The sequence below is a fragment of the Lonsdalea iberica genome (genome assembly GCF_002111585.1).
GTDB lineage: Bacteria > Pseudomonadota > Gammaproteobacteria > Enterobacterales > Enterobacteriaceae > Lonsdalea > Lonsdalea iberica.
In genome coordinates, this window is record NZ_LUTP01000021.1 from 1 (window position 1) to 16,540 (window position 16,540).

Sequence of the window (16,540 nt, forward strand, 5' to 3'; positions counted from 1 at the left end):
GTCGGCATGCCTGGGCAGTCAACGTGCGCGTAGTGACGAGTCGGGGTATCGTATTCAACGTGAGACGTGTTGATGGTGATACCACGCGCTTTTTCTTCCGGCGCGTTATCGATCTGATCGAATGCGCGAGCTGAACCACCGTAGGTTTTAGCCAGTACGGAAGTGATAGCTGCAGTCAGAGTGGTTTTACCATGGTCAACGTGGCCGATAGTACCGACGTTGAGATGGGGTTTTGTACGTTCAAATTTTTCTTTAGACACGGCGTTATTCCTTACTCGAGTGCCCCCTCCTCACGGAGAGAGCACGGGATCAATATGTTAAACCCGGATTATTTACCACGGGCTTCGATAACAGTCTGGGCAACGTTGTTCGGTGCTTCGGCGTACTTCAGGAACTCCATGGAGTAAGAAGCACGACCCTGAGTCTGCGAACGCAGGTCAGTAGCATAACCAAACATTTCTGACAACGGAACCTGGGCACGGATAGTCTTGCCAGTAGCAGTGTCTTCCATACCTTCGATGATACCACGACGACGGTTAAGATCACCGATCACATCACCCATGTAGTCTTCCGGCGTTTCTACTTCAACTTTCATGACCGGCTCAAGCAGGACAGGCTTCGCACGTTTAAATGCTTCTTTAAACGCGATAGAAGCAGCCAGTTTAAAGGCCAGTTCAGAGGAGTCGACGTCATGGTAAGAACCGAAGTGCAGACGCACTTTGATATCCACAACAGGGTAACCCGCCATCGGACCTGCTTTCAGCTGTTCCTGAATACCTTTGTCAACGGCCGGGATGTATTCACCAGGAATCACACCACCTTTGATTTCGTTGACAAATTCGTATCCTTCACCACCTGGTTCCAGCGGCATCATATCGATTACGACATGACCATACTGACCACGACCACCGGACTGTTTAGCATGTTTACCTTCAACATCCTTAACGGTGTCACGGATGGTTTCACGGTAAGCAACCTGCGGTTTACCGATGTTGGCTTCCACGTTGAATTCGCGACGCATACGGTCAACGATGATTTCAAGGTGCAGCTCACCCATACCAGCGATAATGGTCTGGTTTGACTCTTCGTCAGTCCATACGCGGAATGAGGGGTCTTCTTTCGCCAGACGGCCCAGAGCCAGACCCATTTTTTCTTGGTCAGCTTTGGTTTTCGGTTCTACGGCGATAGAGATAACTGGTTCCGGGAACTCCATACGTTCCAAGATGATCGCATGCTCAGGATTACACAGCGTATCACCGGTCGTCACGTCTTTCAGACCGATAGCAGCGGCGATATCACCTGCACGAACTTCTTTGATCTCTTCACGCTTGTTGGCGTGCATCTGTACGATACGACCAAAACGCTCGCGAGCCGATTTCACTGAGTTCAGCACGGTATCACCGGAGTTAACCACACCGGAGTACACGCGGAAGAACGTCAGGTTACCAACAAACGGGTCGGTCGCAATTTTGAACGCCAAGGCAGAAAACGGTTCTTTGTCATCGGAATGACGTACAGCCGGAGTGTCTTTACCATCGTCCAGAATACCGCTGATTGGCGGAACTTCTGTCGGCGCCGGCAGGTAATCAATTACCGCATCCAGCATTGCCTGTACGCCCTTGTTCTTGAACGCGGAACCACAGGTAACCAGAATGATTTCGTTGTTCAGAACGCGCTGACGCAGTGCTTTCTTGATTTCTTCTTCGGTCAGTTCTTCACCGCCGAGGTATTTATCCATCAGCTCTTCAGAAGCTTCAGCAGCAGACTCGATCAGGTTCTGGTGCCATTCCTGGGCCAGTTCCTGCATATCAGCTGGAATTTCTTCATAGTCGAAGGTAATACCGTGATCAGCTTCATTCCAGTTGATGGCTTTCATTTTCACCAGGTCAACAACACCAGTGAAGTGCTCTTCAGCACCGATAGCCAGCTGAAGTGGAACCGGATTCGCACCCAAACGGGTTTTAATCTGGTTTACCACTTTCAGGAAGTTCGCGCCCATGCGGTCCATTTTGTTAACGAACGCGATGCGCGGAACATGATATTTGTTAGCCTGACGCCATACAGTTTCAGACTGCGGCTGAACACCACCTACCGCACAGTAAACCATTACCGCGCCATCCAGTACACGCATGGAACGTTCAACTTCGATGGTGAAGTCAACGTGCCCCGGGGTGTCGATGATGTTGATGCGATGTGGTTCATACTGCTTGGCCATACCTGACCAGAAGGCAGTCGTCGCCGCGGAGGTGATGGTAATACCACGCTCCTGCTCCTGCGCCATCCAGTCCATGGTGGCAGCGCCGTCATGAACTTCACCGATTTTGTGATTCACACCAGTGTAGAACAGAATACGTTCAGTGGTGGTGGTCTTACCGGCGTCGATGTGTGCACTGATACCGATATTACGGTAGCGTGCAATGGGTGTTGTACGAGCCATTTGTTTCCTCTATTCCTAGGGCGTTCAAAGTAGTAAAAAACCCAAACGGGTTAGCCTTTGAGGCGCCCGCTGGGTTATTAACATCTACACCGGTATTACCAGCGGTAGTGAGCGAACGCCTTGTTGGCTTCAGCCATACGGTGAACGTCTTCACGTTTTTTAACAGCAGTGCCTTTGTTTTCTGCTGCATCGGAAAGTTCGTTCGCCAGGCGCAAAGCCATGGATTTATCACCGCGTTTACGAGCAGCTTCTACGATCCAACGCATTGCCAGGGCATTACGACGAACCGGACGTACTTCAACTGGTACCTGATAAGTAGAACCACCAACACGGCGAGACTTAACTTCGACAGTCGGACGCACGTTGTCCAGAGCTACTTCAAAGGCTTCCAGGTGGTCTTTACCAGAACGCTGAGCCAGGGTCTCCAGCGCGGTATAGACGATTGCTTCTGCAGTAGATTTTTTACCATCTACCATCAGGATATTTACAAATTTGGCCAGTAATTCAGATCCGAACTTAGGATCCGGCAGAATTTTACGCTGACCAATGACGCGACGACGTGGCATGGAAATACTCCGTTGTTAATTCAGGATTGTCCAAAACTCTACGAGTTTAGTTTGACATTAAAGTTAAAACGTTTGGCCTTACTTAACGGAGAACCATTAAGCCTTTGGCTTCTTCACGCCGTATTTGGAACGGGATTGCTTACGGTCTTTAACACCTGAGCAGTCCAGCGCGCCACGAACGGTGTGGTAACGCACACCCGGCAAGTCTTTAACACGACCGCCGCGGATCAGGATCACGGAGTGCTCCTGCAGGTTATGACCTTCACCACCAATATAGGAGGTAACTTCAAAACCGTTAGTCAGACGAACACGGCAAACTTTACGCAGTGCGGAGTTCGGTTTTTTCGGGGTGGTAGTATATACACGAGTACATACGCCACGTTTCTGCGGGCATGCTTCCAGCGCTGGAACGTTGCTTTTAGCAACCTTCAGTGAGCGCGGCTTGCGTACCAGCTGGTTAATTGTTGCCATTCAAAAAGCTCCTGGGTTTTGCTTCGTAAACACGTAATAAATCGTCTCATACTTGCACAAGGCAAAGTATAAGGACGCAGAATTTTAGGGCTGCCCGGATGAGGAGTCAAGAAATATACAAAAATACCGCTACCAGGCCATCTGTCCGGAATGTTGGGCCGTGAGTTTTACAAATTCATTATAGCCAATCAGCGCCACGCCGCTCGATATTTGAGCAATTATTCCCCGCGCCGAGGCATCTTCTTTTAGGGCATAAACGGGCACGCCCACGGCCAGTATAGGTATAAGCATCGCGGCATCGGCCAGCGCCGCCGTCACGCCATCCTGAAATAGGAGAATGACATCTTCGCTTCCGACGTTGCGCAACATGGCATCTATATCGATCTGATACGGGGAGCGAGAAAGTGTATGCAGCATAAATGTCTCACTAGAAGGTAAGAACGGTATCGTAAGTTTTCAATGTTTGGGACAGTTTTTCCGAAGGCTGAACTTCGACCGGCAAAACCCACTGGGTGTCTTTTGAAATGCCACGCTGCTGTAATGACCGCTCGCAAACATAACATTGATCGATATCGTATAGCGGTAGGACGCCAAAGGTCGCAATGTAGTCGCGCATGAGAATCACGCCCGGCTGTTGCTCCGGCAGAAGCTGGAAAACACCGTCTGAGAGGAAAAATACGCCGATGTCTTCCGTCAACGCAGACATCGCCAAAAGCGCATCCAGCCCTTCTCTACCAGAAGCGCTGCCGTGCGGGGAATGGGTAAATACAAAAGCGACACGTTTCATAGCATGAGCCCGCGTTAAAACTGCACGACCCTGTCGCAGGTCAGTACGGATTGAGCCAGTTCGCCCAGGCCACTCAGACTGAATCCCGGCTGCAGGTTCGCGCCGTTCAGTTTCAACTGAGCCGCCTGATCGCTATCGGTGACGCCGCGGCGTAACGCAGCCGCGACGCAGACATTCAACGCGACCTGATGCTCCTCATGCAAATGTTGCCAGGCCCGCACGATATCGAATTCGTCGTTGGCCGGGGAGGTCAACTGGTTCGCGTTGAGTACGCCTTCCCGATAAAAAAATACGCTTTGGAGCCGATAGCCTGCGGCCAGCAGCGTCTGCGCAAACTGAAGTGCGCTGCTCGACTGCTGTGTTCCATATGCCGGTCCGGTGACCAGCAGACAGTATTCCAGCATTAGCGATCATGCCCGCTGAGGTCGCCGTTTTTGAACTGGCGAATATAGAGATACACGGTGTGCTTGGAGATATTCAACCGATCGGCAACCTGATTGATGGCATCCTTAATATCGAAAATCCCTTTCTCATAAAGGTTAAGCACAATCTGCCGGTTCTTGGCGTTATTGGACACATTGCGATCGCTGTTCACCTCTTCGATGGTGAACTCCAACGTTTGCGTGACCAAATCTTCCACGGAAGACGCGAAGTTAACGGAAGATGCCACCGCTTTAATCTCAGGCGGCATAAATGTTTGCATGATTTGTGAGAACGGCACGTCCAAATTCATGTTCATACACAGCAGACCAATCACACGCTGCTCACGATTACGAATAGCGATGATGATTGACTTCATCAGCATGCCGCTTTTGGCGCGTGTGAAATACACCTGCGACACGCTGCTGTCTTCACCGGCCATATCATGCACCATCCGTAGCGCCATATCGGTGATAGGCGAACCGATTTTACGCCCGGTATGCTCGCCATTCGCGATACGCACCGCGGAACATTTTAAATTTTCCAGCGAATGCAGCACGACTTCGCAGTGTTCACCGATTAGCATCGCTAAACCATCAACGACGGCTTCATACGACTTCAGGATTTCGTAATCCGTTTGTGAAAACGGACGTTCATCCAGCAAATCAAGCTCATTCGACTCTGCTGAAAGAAGCGAACTAGACATGGCAAACACCACCTTCAATGTCATTCAATTGATCGTATTGACAGGAGGGTTAGTCTACCAAAACTCCCCCTCTCTCGTCCCTGAAATTCGCGGCGTCATACCGCAAGACTGAAAGGATGAGACCTCCATGATACCTGCTTTCGTCAGCGTTTCTCGCCCGTTAAAGGCAGACTTATCAGAGGGGGGAAATCAGCTTGGGATTGGCTACCGCGCTGGAGCAGTATAACGCCTGCGAAGGTTTTTGCCGCGTTTATCACATCGAAAAGGAAGACCGTAGGGGCTCGCGCCCCATCATCTATGCCATAGACGGCGGATAAAATGCGGTTATGCTCGTTCCTGCTGTGTCTCACATTGCCGTTTATGCAGACGATAGTTTTCTGCTGCTTATCGAAATTAACCTATAGCGACAAACGCTTATCGTCATTTTGAGTGATGATTTTAGAAGGTGGAAATCTAATGGTACTCACTACATTATGCCCATGCATAAAAAAACCGCAGGATGACCTGCGGTTCTTCGTGGCAAAGCGCTGTATTACTTAGCGCTTGGCTGAGCAGCTTTCTCGTCAGCTGGTTTTTCAGCTTTTGCAGCTTCAGCCGTTTTAGCTTCAGCTTCAGATTTGATGTCCAGCAGTTCCACGTCAAATACCAGCGTAGAGTTGGCTGGAATGCCCGGTACGCCCGTTTCACCGTAAGCCAGTGCCGGCGGGATGACCATTTTAATCTTGCCGCCTTTCTTGACGTGTTTCAGGCCTTCGGTCCAACCCGGAATGACGCCATCCAGACGGAAAGAAAGCGGTTCACCGCGTTTGTAGGAGTTGTCGAACTCATTGCCGTCAACCAGCGTACCTTTGTAGTTGACTACCACGGTATCACTGTCTTTCGGCGCTGCGCCCGTGCCTTCCTTTTCTACCTGATAAAGCAGGCCGGAGTTAGTTTTCTTCACGCCTTTTTCTTTGGCAAAAGTATCGCGGTATTTAGTACCTTTGTCCGCGTTCTCTTTCGCATCTTGCTTCATTTTGATTTTAGCCGCTTCTTTCACACGGCCCTCAAATGACTGCAACGTTTTTTCGATTTCTTCATCAGACAGTTTGCTCTTGTCCGCAAACGCGTCCTGCACGCCTTGGATCAGCTGTTCTTTATCGAGCTTGATGCCAAGTTTTTCTTGCTCTTTCAGGGAATTATCCATGTAACGTCCCAGAGAGGCGCCCAACGCGTATGCCGCAGCCTGTTCATCGTTGTTGAATTTTGCTGTTGTCGTACTTGTCGAGCTGCTATCGGACGCTTTTGCTGTCTCCGCGGCCATTGCGCCGGTATTCAAAGCCAGTGTCATTGTGGTTGCTAGCAGCGTTACTTTAAACAGTGATTTCATCCATCTCTCCAGCATCCGAGACCCGGTAGGCCCCGGTAATCATTTAAAAAGTCGAAACTACTATAGCTGTGTGTGCGGAGACATTACAACGAACACACCGCTATCTTCGATAAAATTCCCTTATACGCTCATTGCGCCCTACTCCGACCATTTTTACTACCAGAAGTTTCCGCTTTCTGACAAACTCTACCGCTGACCGTCTGGGAGGAAGTCACATGTCGCAGCAATTACTCGAACAGCGCCTTGAACTACTGGAAAGCCGCATCGCGTTTCAGGAGATAACGATTGAGGAGCTGAACCAAACCGTGGTCCAGCATGAACTGGAGATGGCCAGAGTGCGTGAACAACTGCACTTGCTGGTGGATAAACTGAAGGCGACGGCACCGTCTCTGATTGCCTCGCAGTCTGAAGAAACACCTCCGCCGCACTACTAAATACATCGTTCTGCCGTCGTGCTAAGCCTTACGCCACTGGCGCGGACTGATGCCAAACCAACGGCGAAATGCCCGGGAAAACGCACTCACCTCCGAGTACCCCAGTAAAAAAGCCATTTCAGAAATTGAGAGCTGCCGCTGCTGCAAATAGTGCGTCGCCATTTCACAGCGCACCTTCTCCACCAGTTGAGTGAAGGTGATACCCGCATTCTTCAACCTCCGCTGCAGCGACCAGCTCGACAAACCGATATTTTCCGCCACCTCGTCCAGCGAAGGCTCTCCCTGCGAAAGTCCCTGACGCAGTTGAGCGCGCGCCATATCCACCACGCTCTGCTGCTGCACATCGCTGTTCAACTGCCGCAGAGAATCTTGCACGACCAACAGCAGCAACGGATCGTGTTGCGGCATGGCTTTAAGCAAGTCGCGCTTGGGAATCAACAGCGAATTGAACGGCTGGTCGAAGTAAACCGGCGCATCAAACACTTTACAGTGCTCATGCCACTGCTCCGGCCGAGGGTGTTCGAAATGCACCTCCCGCGGAGCCCAATGCTTGCCGGCGGCGTGGCGTACAAGGTTCAGAATCATACCCAACGTCAGCTCGGCATCCTGCCGACAGTGCAGGATCGCGCCATGACGTACCTGATAGTCAAAACGCCAACACTCGCCCTTATCGACTAGGCGCACCAGCGTATCGTGCTGATGAAATGGAAAAGCATGGGCAACGTTATGCAATGCCTGCTCGAGGGTGGCACTGCATAACCCAACGTAGCCTATCAACCCGAGCGCCTGCGGTTTGAACTGCCTGCCGTAATGCAGACCAAAATTGGTGCAGTCAGAGTAACGCGCCGCCTCTTCCAGTACGCGACAGTAGTTGACCAACCCGACACTGAGCGTTGGGCAGGCCAACAGCTCCGGATCAATACCGCTAATGCCGAGAATGCGGTCGGCATCGCCGCCATTATCTCCGATGAATTGACCCAACCCTGCCGCTGCCGCTGCCAGTACGCCCCGGTGGCCGAGCGGAATGCCCGCCGGCGGAGGAAGCCGAAACGACGGTGTTTCCATAATGTCCCCCTCTGTCATACAAGACGTCAAATCGAACAGAAAAAGCAATTTCCATACCAGCGGATGGCTATGGCTGACGGCTCCAGGCGGTTACCCGGTAAAACAGTGGGATAATATTGGGAGGACCGAAGAATACGGAGGAAGACAGGCCGGCAAAATCGAAAAGAGGCACTGCCGCACTACAGCGGTGCCTTGAGATGGTGCAAATAGTTTTCGAAAAGCGCGGGCTAGGCCCCTACCGGCAGCCCACCGTCCAGATATCGCTGGCACAGCCTGACGGTATTGGGGCACCAACGTTCACCCATGCTTTTGGCCTGTTCCGTTTGCTGATGGGAACCAATCCAGGCCGTCATCTGGATGCGGCGCTGCACAATTAGCGAAGGGATCACCGCCAAGTCTGCGTCGCTCAAGGGACAGATCTGTTGATAGCCCCTCAACCAACCTTCTACCCATTCAGGCGCTCGCGGATGATGCTCGACAAAGCTGATGGCCGCAGCGAGATCGTGCAGATACCAGCCCAAACCGCAGTCATCGAAGTCAATCACCCGTGTTTCCCCGCGCAGCAGCAAGAGATTCGTCAAACGCAGATCCGCATGGATCAATCCGTAGCGCTGCGATGATTTACCGTAGTCGGCCAGCACTGCGCTCACCCGCCTTATCGTTTCTTCGATAACAGGATGGTCGGACGGAAAAAGGTAGGGCGCGTCCTGCCAACGCCCCCAATGCGCGTTCGGCCCGACCATCGTTTCGTGATCCCATACGATACGACGAAAGCCGGTAGGGGGCTGCCAACGGCGACTGTGCTGATGCAGCCGGGCGGTGATCCGGCCCAGTTGCTCGAAGGCCGAGCCGTCCACATCGGTCGTCGGCATCTCGCCCTCAATCCAGTGAAAGAGCACGACATTGCGTTCCACGCCGTCCTCTAATGACACGGTCTGCACCGCGCTTCCATCCTGACCCATCAGCGGTTCCGGCACGATGATGCCTTCCTGACGCAATTCAGCCAACCAGCTCAGTTCGCCGTTGATATCATCGCGATGGTGATAGCCGGGCCGGTGAATACGCATGGCATAACGTTTTCCACCGGCATCCAGCCGATAGGTCGCATTTTCCGAACGGCACAGCAGCGTCAGCGTACCCTGAAGCTCGGCAGAGTAGCGGCCCATCGCCCGCGCCGCTAACCGGCTCATCGTGATGTTATCAAGCGTATCGTATTGTTCCGCCATCGTAAGATCTCATCCAAGGAAGTGGCTTACAGACCTTCAGCATGTAATGACGGCCATTCCGATGCTTGACGTAAAGGCAGTAAAAGTTGACCGCAGACGACAACCTGCCCTCTCTCCTTTTCTTCTTTGACCCCAGAGCGCAAAAAACACCTCGTTAGTGTCAAGTATCCGCGCCCACAACGGCGTCATCATCGAGCGGATGCAGCCCACCGCAGAAAATGCCCTTAGACGCCATACCCAGCTGTTGTACCTATAAAAATGCGGTTCATTTCATCCATACTTTAGAGGGGATAACATCATGACAATGCAGTTAAAACCCACGTTGGGGGCCCTGCATCTTTGGGGGATCGCCGTCGGTCTGGTCATTTCCGGCGAGTATTTTGGCTGGAGCTACGGCTGGGGCGTCGCAGGCACGCTCGGATTTTTGGTCACTACCCTCATGATCGCCGCCATGTATACCTGTTTCATCTTCAGTTTTACCGAGCTGACCACAGCCATACCTCACGCCGGCGGTCCTTTCGCCTACAGCCGTCGTGCTTTCGGCGAAACCGGTGGAATGATCGCCGGTATGGCGACGCTGATTGAATTCGTTTTTGCCCCTCCGGCTATCTCGATGGCGATCGGCGCCTATCTGAACGTACAGTTTCCCAATCTGGACCCGCGCTATGCCGCAACGGGCGCCTATTTGGTGTTTATGGGGCTGAATATTCTGGGTGTGAAACTCGCCGCGATGTTCGAACTTTGCGTCACCCTGCTGGCGGTATTCGAACTGCTGGTCTTTATGGGCGTCGTCGCGCCCGGCTTCAGTATCAACCACTTTGTCGCCAACGGTTGGGCAGGCAGCGATAACTTCGGCCTGCCTGCGCTGTCCGGCATCTTCGCGGCGATCCCCTTCGCTATCTGGTTCTTCCTGGCGATAGAGGGCGCGGCGATGGCAGCGGAAGAAGCCAAAGATCCAAAGCGGACCATCCCTAAAGCCTATATCACCGGCATAATGACGCTGGTAAGTCTGGCGCTGGGCGTGATGTTGCTGGCGGGCGGCGTGGGCGACTGGCGGACGCTGTCCAATATTAACGACCCGCTGCCGCAGGCGATGAAAGCCGTGGTGGGCGCCCATTCGGGGTGGATGCACATGCTGGTGTGGATTGGTCTGTTCGGGCTGATTGCCAGCTTCCACGGCATCATTCTCGGCTACTCTCGGCAGTTTTTCGCACTTGCCAGAGCGGGCTACCTGCCGACCGGGTTGGCCAAGCTGTCTCGCTTCAGAACGCCGCACCGGGCGATCCTCACCGGCGGCGTTATCGGGATTGCCGCTATTTTTAGCGACAGCTGGATCAACCTGCAGGGAATGAGTCTCACCGCCGCGATGATTACAATGGCCGTATTCGGGGCTATTGTGATGTACATCATGAGTATGCTGAGTCTGTTCCGGCTGCGTCGCACCGCGCCGGAGCTCGAACGTACCTACCTGGCGCCCGGCTATCCGATCATACCGGGGATCGCCTTGGCGCTGGCCTGTCTGTGCTTAGTGGCGATGCTGTGGTTCAACCCGCTCATCGGCGCCCTTTTCATCGCGCTGATGGCCACGGCTTACATCTACTTCCTGCTCACTAAAGCCCAACGCTTCAATGCGCCGCAGGATGACATGTTGATGGGAAAAGAGTAATTCCTCAGCCTCAGCCTACCCGCCATCGAAAACATCAGACGTAAAAAAACCCGGCCTGCATGACGCAGCGCCGGGCTTTTAGAGGTGAAGCCGCCCTTAGTGCTGGCAGCCGCATCCGCCGTGACCGCCGCAACCGCCATTACCGTGGTCATGGTCGTGGTCGTGACCGCCGCAGCAACCCTCGTGGTCGTGATCGTGTTCGCCGTGAACATGACCGTGCTCCAGCTCTTCCGCCGTCGCTTCGCGAATTGCAACGACTTCGACATTGAAGCTCAGGTTCTGGCCCGCCAGCATGTGGTTACCATCAACCACGACGTGCTCGTCCTGAACTTCAGTAATTTCGACAGGCACCGGACCCTGATCGGTTTCAGCCAGGAAACGCATGCCGACCTGCAGCTCGTCCACACCCATGAAGACATCTTTCGGTACGCGCTGTACCAGATTTTCGTCATAGTTGCCGTAAGCCTCATTCGGGCCTACTTTGATATCGAAACGTTCGCCGACCGCACGACCGTCCAGCGCTTTTTCCAGGCCGGAAATGAGCGAGCCGCGACCGTGCAGATAGTCCAGCGGTGCACTCACCGGAGACTCATCAACCAATACACCGTCTTCTGTACGTACCTGATAGGCCAGGCTGACCACCAGGTCTTTTGCTACTTTCATGATATCTCCTACCGTTGGAAATCGCTTTGGCGCGAATTGTAGCTGAAAAACATCCCCATTACTGCACGGAATCAAAATTCGCTACCACGCTTATTAAGGGTGAAACATGCCAATAATGTGCTCGTCCTGACGCTCCGCAGACTGCTGCTTTGCCTCCGGCCGGCTCTGGCGATAACCACATTTGACGCAGTTAACGACTTCCTCAACATCTTCCATCCCGACCGTCAGGGTATCCTGCGTATGACACTCAGGGCAAACCGCACCGGCAATAAACCGTTTTCGTTGCGTCGACATGATGTTTTTCCGTCCAATCAACCTGTGAGCGATTATGTTTCATCCCAATCATCCAGTCGCCGACGCTCATGCTGCATCTCACGCTGGAAAATATCTTCCAGTTCACGACGGGCCTCTTTGACCCGCGAGATCTGAGCGCCCTCGCCTTCAGCCTGACGCTCTGGCATCAGTTCACGCAGCATACGCATATCCAGACGACGGAAATGCTGTTGCGATCGGTGAGCCTGATGGGGATGCATCCCCAAAGAGACCAGCGTTTTACGCCCCAACTCCAACGCACTGGAAAACGTTTCGCGGGAAAACTGCGTCACGCCTGACTGCAATAGCTCGTGCGCTTCCACGCGACCACGAGCGCGCGCCAGTATCTTCAGATGCGGGAAATGCTGCTGGCACAGATGCACGATGGCCATCGTATCTTCAGGGTCGTTGCAGGTGATCACGATCGACTGCGCCTGCTCCGCGCCCGCGGAACGGAGTAAGTCCACCGAGGTGGCGTCACCGTAATACACCTTATAACCGTAGCTCCTCATCAGACTGACTGCGCTGATATCTCGCTCAAGGACGGTAATGCGCTTTTTGTTCGCCATCAGCAGGCGGCCAATCACCTGACCAAAGCGCCCAAAGCCCACCACAATCACCTGCGGCTCATCATCTTCCACATAGTGTTTTTCCGTCGACTCTTCCGGCGCGTTGTAACGCCGCGCCAGAATACGGTCGATCAGCTGCATCAGCAGCGGCGTCACCATCATGGACAAGGTCACGGTGACCAGCAGCAGCGGCAGTTGATCGCCTTGCAGGACATGCTGGGCCGCCGCCGCGGAGAACAACACGAAGGCAAACTCACCGCCCTGACTCAGCACGCCCGAGAACTGCAACCGTTCGGACGAACGCAGTCCGTAGATCCGCGCCAGCACGTAGAGGATGAGGCCTTTGACGGACACCAGAATCACGACGCCCAGCAGGACCTCAACGATATTGGCGTACAACACGCCGAGATTGAGCGCCATCCCTACCGAGATGAAAAACAGTCCCAGCAGCAATCCTTTAAACGGCTCGATGGAAATCTCCAGCTCATGGCGATACTCGCTTTCCGCCAGCAGCACACCTGCTATAAATGTACCGAGCGCCATCGATAGGCCCAGCGCTTCCACAAACAACGCAGAGCCGAGTACCAGCAGCAGCGCAGCGGCGGTAAACACTTCACTCACGCCGGAGGCGGCGATAAACCGGAACAACGGGCGCACCAGATAACGACCGCCAATCAGCATGCCGCCGAACGCCAGCACCTTCATCACGACATGTTGCCAGTCGTCGATCTGCCCTTGAACGCCCGACAAAATAGGGATCAATGCCAACGCGGGAATGACCGCCAAATCCTGAAACAGTAAAACGGAAAAACCGAGCTGCCCAGATTCGTTGCGGTTCATCCCTTTTTCACGCATCAGCTGTAGCGCCATCGCGGTGGACGACATCGCCAGCCCAATCCCGCCAATCAGGGCCGACTGCCAGGAAAATTGACTCATGAACAGCACGCCACCCAGTATCGCTGCGCTAAGCAATACCTGACCCGCACCGATGCCGAAAATAGATCGTCTCAGTTTCCACAATTTGGCCGGATTGAGTTCAAGTCCGATGATGAACATCAGGAACACGACGCCCAGTTCAGAGAAATGAAGAATGGCGGAAACGTCGCGAATAAAACCGAGTCCCCACGGACCAATCGCGATACCGGCCAGTAAATAGCCCAGCACCGCGCCGATACCAAGACGCGCAGCGATAGGCACCGCCAATACGGTAACGAACAGGAACAAAACCCCCGCGCTCAGGGTAGAAGCGCTATCCATCTCAGTGCCCTCCCTCAGACAAAGGCGCCGCCAGCCAATCTCCGTAGCGATGGGCATGCTCGCGCAACGTATCGCGAGACATTCGCCGCGCGTTGTAAATCACCAACGGTTTCATCCAGCGCATATGGCACATCGTCGCCGTCATCTCGAAAGGACGCAGCACATCATCCATGAATGAGTGCTGGTGGCCTTCCGAGGTGTAGCGGGATTCCGGCTCGCCTGTCGTCACCACGCTGCGCCAGTATTTGCCTGACAGAGCATTGCCCCCGGCGCCGTTGGCGAAGCCACGGCTCAATACGCGGTCGAGCCACTCTTTCAGTAACGCCGGGCAGCTATAAGTATAAAGCGGATGTTGAAACACGATGATTTGGTGCTCTCGCAGTAACTGTTGTTCATGGTGAATATCAATGAAAAAATCAGGATAGTTCGCGTACAAATCGTGTACCGTCACATGTTCTAAACCCCGAGCGGATTGTAACAACAGCTTATTCGCGACCGAGTCCTGTAATTCCGGATGGGCAAACAGCAGCAAAATCTTGGGTGGCTGCGACATCATTCCCCTCCAAAGCGTCGTCATCGTAGATATTTTCCGCTACCATGCAGCGCAGCGGGGATTACCAGGACGCTGCCGCCCTGAATCTTGATCCATAATTTAACATATTCTCATTAGTTGGCGCTTTATGATTGTCTTCTCCTCTTTACAAATTCGACGTGGTACGCGGGTACTGCTGGATAACGCCACAGCGACCGTCAACCCGGGTCAGAAAGTGGGTCTGGTCGGTAAAAATGGCTGCGGAAAATCGACGCTGCTATCGCTGCTGAAAGGAGAAATTAGCGCTGACGGCGGCAATGCCACTTTTCCTCAGCACTGGTCCCTCGCCTGGGTCAATCAGGAAACGCCTGCGCTGGAACGTCCTGCGATAGAGTATGTGATAGACGGCGACCGGGAATTTCGCCAGTTGGAGAGCGAGCTGGCGCACGCCAACGAGCGCAACGACGGCAACGCTATCGCCACCGTGCACGGCAAGCTAGATGCGATCCTCGCCTGGTCGATCCCGTCTCGCGCCGCCAGCCTGCTGAATGGGCTGGGATTCAGCCAGGAGCAGCTGCAACAGCCTGTCAGCGCCTTTTCCGGCGGCTGGCGTATGCGTCTCAATCTGGCGCAGGCCCTGCTTTGTCGCTCCGATCTTCTGCTGCTGGACGAACCGACCAACCATTTGGATCTCGACGCAGTCATCTGGCTGGAGAAATGGCTTAAAAGCTATCCCGGCACGTTGGTGCTGATTTCCCATGACCGGGATTTTCTTGATCCGATTGTTAATAAAATTTTGCATATCGAGCAGGAGTCTCTGTTCGAATACACCGGCAACTACACGTCGTTTGAACAGCAGCGAGCGACGCGGCTTTCCCAGCAGCAGTCGCTGTATGAGCATCAGCAGGAACGCGTCGCGCATTTGCAGCATTACATTGACCGCTTCCGCGCCAAGGCGACAAAAGCCAAGCAGGCGCAGAGCCGTATCAAAATGCTGGAAAAAATGGAGCTGATTGCGCCAGCGCATGTCGATAACCCGTTTCGTTTCAGTTTCCGCGCGCCGCAGGCGTTGCCCAATCCGTTATTGCGGATGGAGAAAGTGAGCGCAGGCTACGGCGACAAGCTGATTCTGGAATCTATCAAACTCAATCTGGTGCCCGGCTCGCGCATCGGTCTGCTCGGCCACAACGGCGCCGGGAAATCCACACTGATCAAACTGCTGGCGGGTGAGCTACGCCCGCAGAGCGGCGAAGTCGGGCTGGCGAAAGGCGTTCGGCTGGGCTATTTCGCCCAGCATCAGTTGGAGTACCTGCGTGCGGACGAATCGCCGTTGCAGCATCTCACCCGCCTGGCCGAGCAGGAAACCGAACAGCAGCTACGTGACTATCTGGGCGGCTTCGGCTTCGGCGCCGACAAAGTGGTCGAGCCCACCGAACGTTTCTCTGGCGGCGAGAAAGCGCGCCTGGTGCTGGCGTTGATCGTTTGGCAGCGTCCTAATCTGCTGCTGCTCGATGAACCGACTAACCACCTCGATCTGGACATGCGTCAGGCGCTGACCGAGGCCTTGATCGATTTCGAAGGCGCCTTGGTCGTCGTCTCGCATGATCGCCATCTGATTCGCTCCACGACGGACGACCTGTATCTGGTCCACGATCGCCGGGTGGAGCCGTTCGACGGGGATCTTGAAGATTATCAACAGTGGCTGCTGGACGCACAAAAGCAGGACGCTGGCGAGTCGACACCGGCCAAAGAAAGCGCCGGCAACAGTGCTCAGGCCAGAAAAGACCAGAAGCGACGCGAGGCGGAGCTACGTACCCAAACACAGCCGCTGCGCAAGCAAATCACCAAGCTGGAGCAGCAGATGGAAAAGCTGAATACCAAGCTGGCGGAGCTGGAAAACCGCCTGGCGGATACGGCGATTTACGACGCCAGCCGCAAAGCGGAGCTAACGACCTGCCTGCAGGAGCAGATTGCCGTCAAAAGCGAACTGGAAGAGACCGAAATGGGCTGGTTGGACGCGCAGGAACAGCTTGAGCAGATGCTACAGTCCTGATAACGCG

18 protein-coding genes are annotated in these 16,540 nt (G+C 54.0%); 3 read left to right on the top strand and 15 right to left on the bottom strand.

Annotated features, from left to right (window positions below; translation table 11 throughout):
• The 9 genes from AU511_RS09720 to fkpA form a co-directional block, all read right to left on the bottom strand.
• Positions 1 to 260 (bottom strand): GTP-binding protein (locus tag AU511_RS09720; protein WP_240503806.1); only part of this gene is annotated, 260 nt, incomplete at its 3' end.
• Between the two features lie 68 nt (positions 261 to 328).
• Positions 329 to 2,437: an elongation factor G gene (fusA, locus tag AU511_RS09730; RefSeq protein WP_094101827.1), complete on the bottom strand. Its 2,109-nt coding sequence runs from the start codon at positions 2,435 to 2,437 to the stop codon at positions 329 to 331.
• A gap of 95 nt (positions 2,438 to 2,532) precedes the next feature.
• Positions 2,533 to 3,003 (bottom strand): 30S ribosomal protein S7, encoded by a 471-nt coding sequence (rpsG, locus tag AU511_RS09735; protein ID WP_009111198.1) that lies wholly within the window; start codon positions 3,001 to 3,003, stop codon positions 2,533 to 2,535.
• Between the two features lie 96 nt (positions 3,004 to 3,099).
• On the bottom strand, positions 3,100 to 3,474 hold the full coding sequence (gene rpsL, locus AU511_RS09740; protein WP_012768095.1) for a 30S ribosomal protein S12: 375 nt from the start codon (positions 3,472 to 3,474) through the stop codon (positions 3,100 to 3,102).
• A gap of 129 nt (positions 3,475 to 3,603) precedes the next feature.
• Positions 3,604 to 3,891, bottom strand: coding sequence for a sulfurtransferase complex subunit TusB (tusB, locus tag AU511_RS09745; protein ID WP_094109537.1), 288 nt, complete (start codon positions 3,889 to 3,891; stop codon positions 3,604 to 3,606).
• 10 nt (positions 3,892 to 3,901) lie between these two features.
• Positions 3,902 to 4,261, bottom strand: a complete 360-nt coding sequence (gene tusC / locus AU511_RS09750) for a sulfurtransferase complex subunit TusC (RefSeq protein ID WP_094101825.1) — start codon at positions 4,259 to 4,261, stop codon at positions 3,902 to 3,904.
• A gap of 14 nt (positions 4,262 to 4,275) precedes the next feature.
• Entirely contained in the window at positions 4,276 to 4,665 is a 390-nt protein-coding gene (tusD, locus tag AU511_RS09755) for a sulfurtransferase complex subunit TusD (protein ID WP_094101824.1), read from the bottom strand.
• Positions 4,665 to 5,387, bottom strand: coding sequence for a helix-turn-helix transcriptional regulator (locus AU511_RS09760; protein WP_094109538.1), 723 nt, complete (start codon positions 5,385 to 5,387; stop codon positions 4,665 to 4,667). The genes tusD and AU511_RS09760 overlap by 1 nt, the downstream gene beginning before the upstream one ends.
• Positions 5,388 to 5,919: 532 nt before the next feature.
• Positions 5,920 to 6,756, bottom strand: coding sequence for an FKBP-type peptidyl-prolyl cis-trans isomerase (fkpA, locus tag AU511_RS09765; protein WP_094101821.1), 837 nt, complete (start codon positions 6,754 to 6,756; stop codon positions 5,920 to 5,922).
• 215 nt (positions 6,757 to 6,971) lie between these two features.
• On the opposite strand from fkpA, the gene AU511_RS09770 reads away from it, so the two are divergent.
• Positions 6,972 to 7,190: a SlyX family protein gene (locus AU511_RS09770; protein ID WP_026741328.1), complete on the top strand. Its 219-nt coding sequence runs from the start codon at positions 6,972 to 6,974 to the stop codon at positions 7,188 to 7,190.
• 21 nt (positions 7,191 to 7,211) lie between these two features.
• On the opposite strand, the gene qhpR is transcribed toward AU511_RS09770, so the two are convergent.
• Positions 7,212 to 8,255 carry an AraC-like transcriptional regulator QhpR gene (gene qhpR / locus AU511_RS09775; RefSeq protein ID WP_094109539.1) on the bottom strand — a complete coding sequence of 348 codons (1,044 nt, stop codon included), beginning with the start codon at positions 8,253 to 8,255 and terminating at the stop codon, positions 7,212 to 7,214.
• A 227-nt stretch (positions 8,256 to 8,482) separates the two neighbouring features.
• Entirely contained in the window at positions 8,483 to 9,481 is a 999-nt protein-coding gene (locus AU511_RS09780) for a phosphotransferase enzyme family protein (protein ID WP_094109540.1), read from the bottom strand.
• Between the two features lie 298 nt (positions 9,482 to 9,779).
• Between AU511_RS09780 and eat the strand changes: the two genes are divergently transcribed.
• The gene (gene eat / locus AU511_RS09785) at positions 9,780 to 11,147 is read left to right on the top strand and encodes an ethanolamine permease (RefSeq protein ID WP_094109541.1); all 1,368 of its coding nucleotides are present in this window, start codon (positions 9,780 to 9,782) and stop codon (positions 11,145 to 11,147) included.
• A gap of 96 nt (positions 11,148 to 11,243) precedes the next feature.
• On the opposite strand, the gene slyD is transcribed toward eat, so the two are convergent.
• From slyD to kefG, 4 genes are all read right to left on the bottom strand, one after another.
• A complete protein-coding gene (gene slyD, locus AU511_RS09790) occupies positions 11,244 to 11,810 on the bottom strand; it encodes a peptidylprolyl isomerase (protein WP_094101817.1) in 567 nt (188 codons plus the stop codon).
• Between the two features lie 93 nt (positions 11,811 to 11,903).
• Complete coding sequence (locus AU511_RS09795) at positions 11,904 to 12,104, bottom strand: YheV family putative zinc ribbon protein (RefSeq protein WP_094101816.1); 201 nt, start codon at positions 12,102 to 12,104, stop codon at positions 11,904 to 11,906.
• A gap of 32 nt (positions 12,105 to 12,136) precedes the next feature.
• Entirely contained in the window at positions 12,137 to 13,948 is a 1,812-nt protein-coding gene (gene kefB / locus AU511_RS09800) for a glutathione-regulated potassium-efflux system protein KefB (RefSeq protein WP_094109542.1), read from the bottom strand.
• A 1-nt stretch (position 13,949) separates the two neighbouring features.
• Complete coding sequence (kefG, locus tag AU511_RS09805; RefSeq protein ID WP_100053005.1) at positions 13,950 to 14,504, bottom strand: glutathione-regulated potassium-efflux system ancillary protein KefG; 555 nt, start codon at positions 14,502 to 14,504, stop codon at positions 13,950 to 13,952.
• Between the two features lie 124 nt (positions 14,505 to 14,628).
• Between kefG and AU511_RS09810 the strand changes: the two genes are divergently transcribed.
• On the top strand, positions 14,629 to 16,533 hold the full coding sequence (locus AU511_RS09810; protein ID WP_094101815.1) for an ABC transporter ATP-binding protein: 1,905 nt from the start codon (positions 14,629 to 14,631) through the stop codon (positions 16,531 to 16,533).
• Positions 16,534 to 16,540 lie beyond the last annotated feature (7 nt).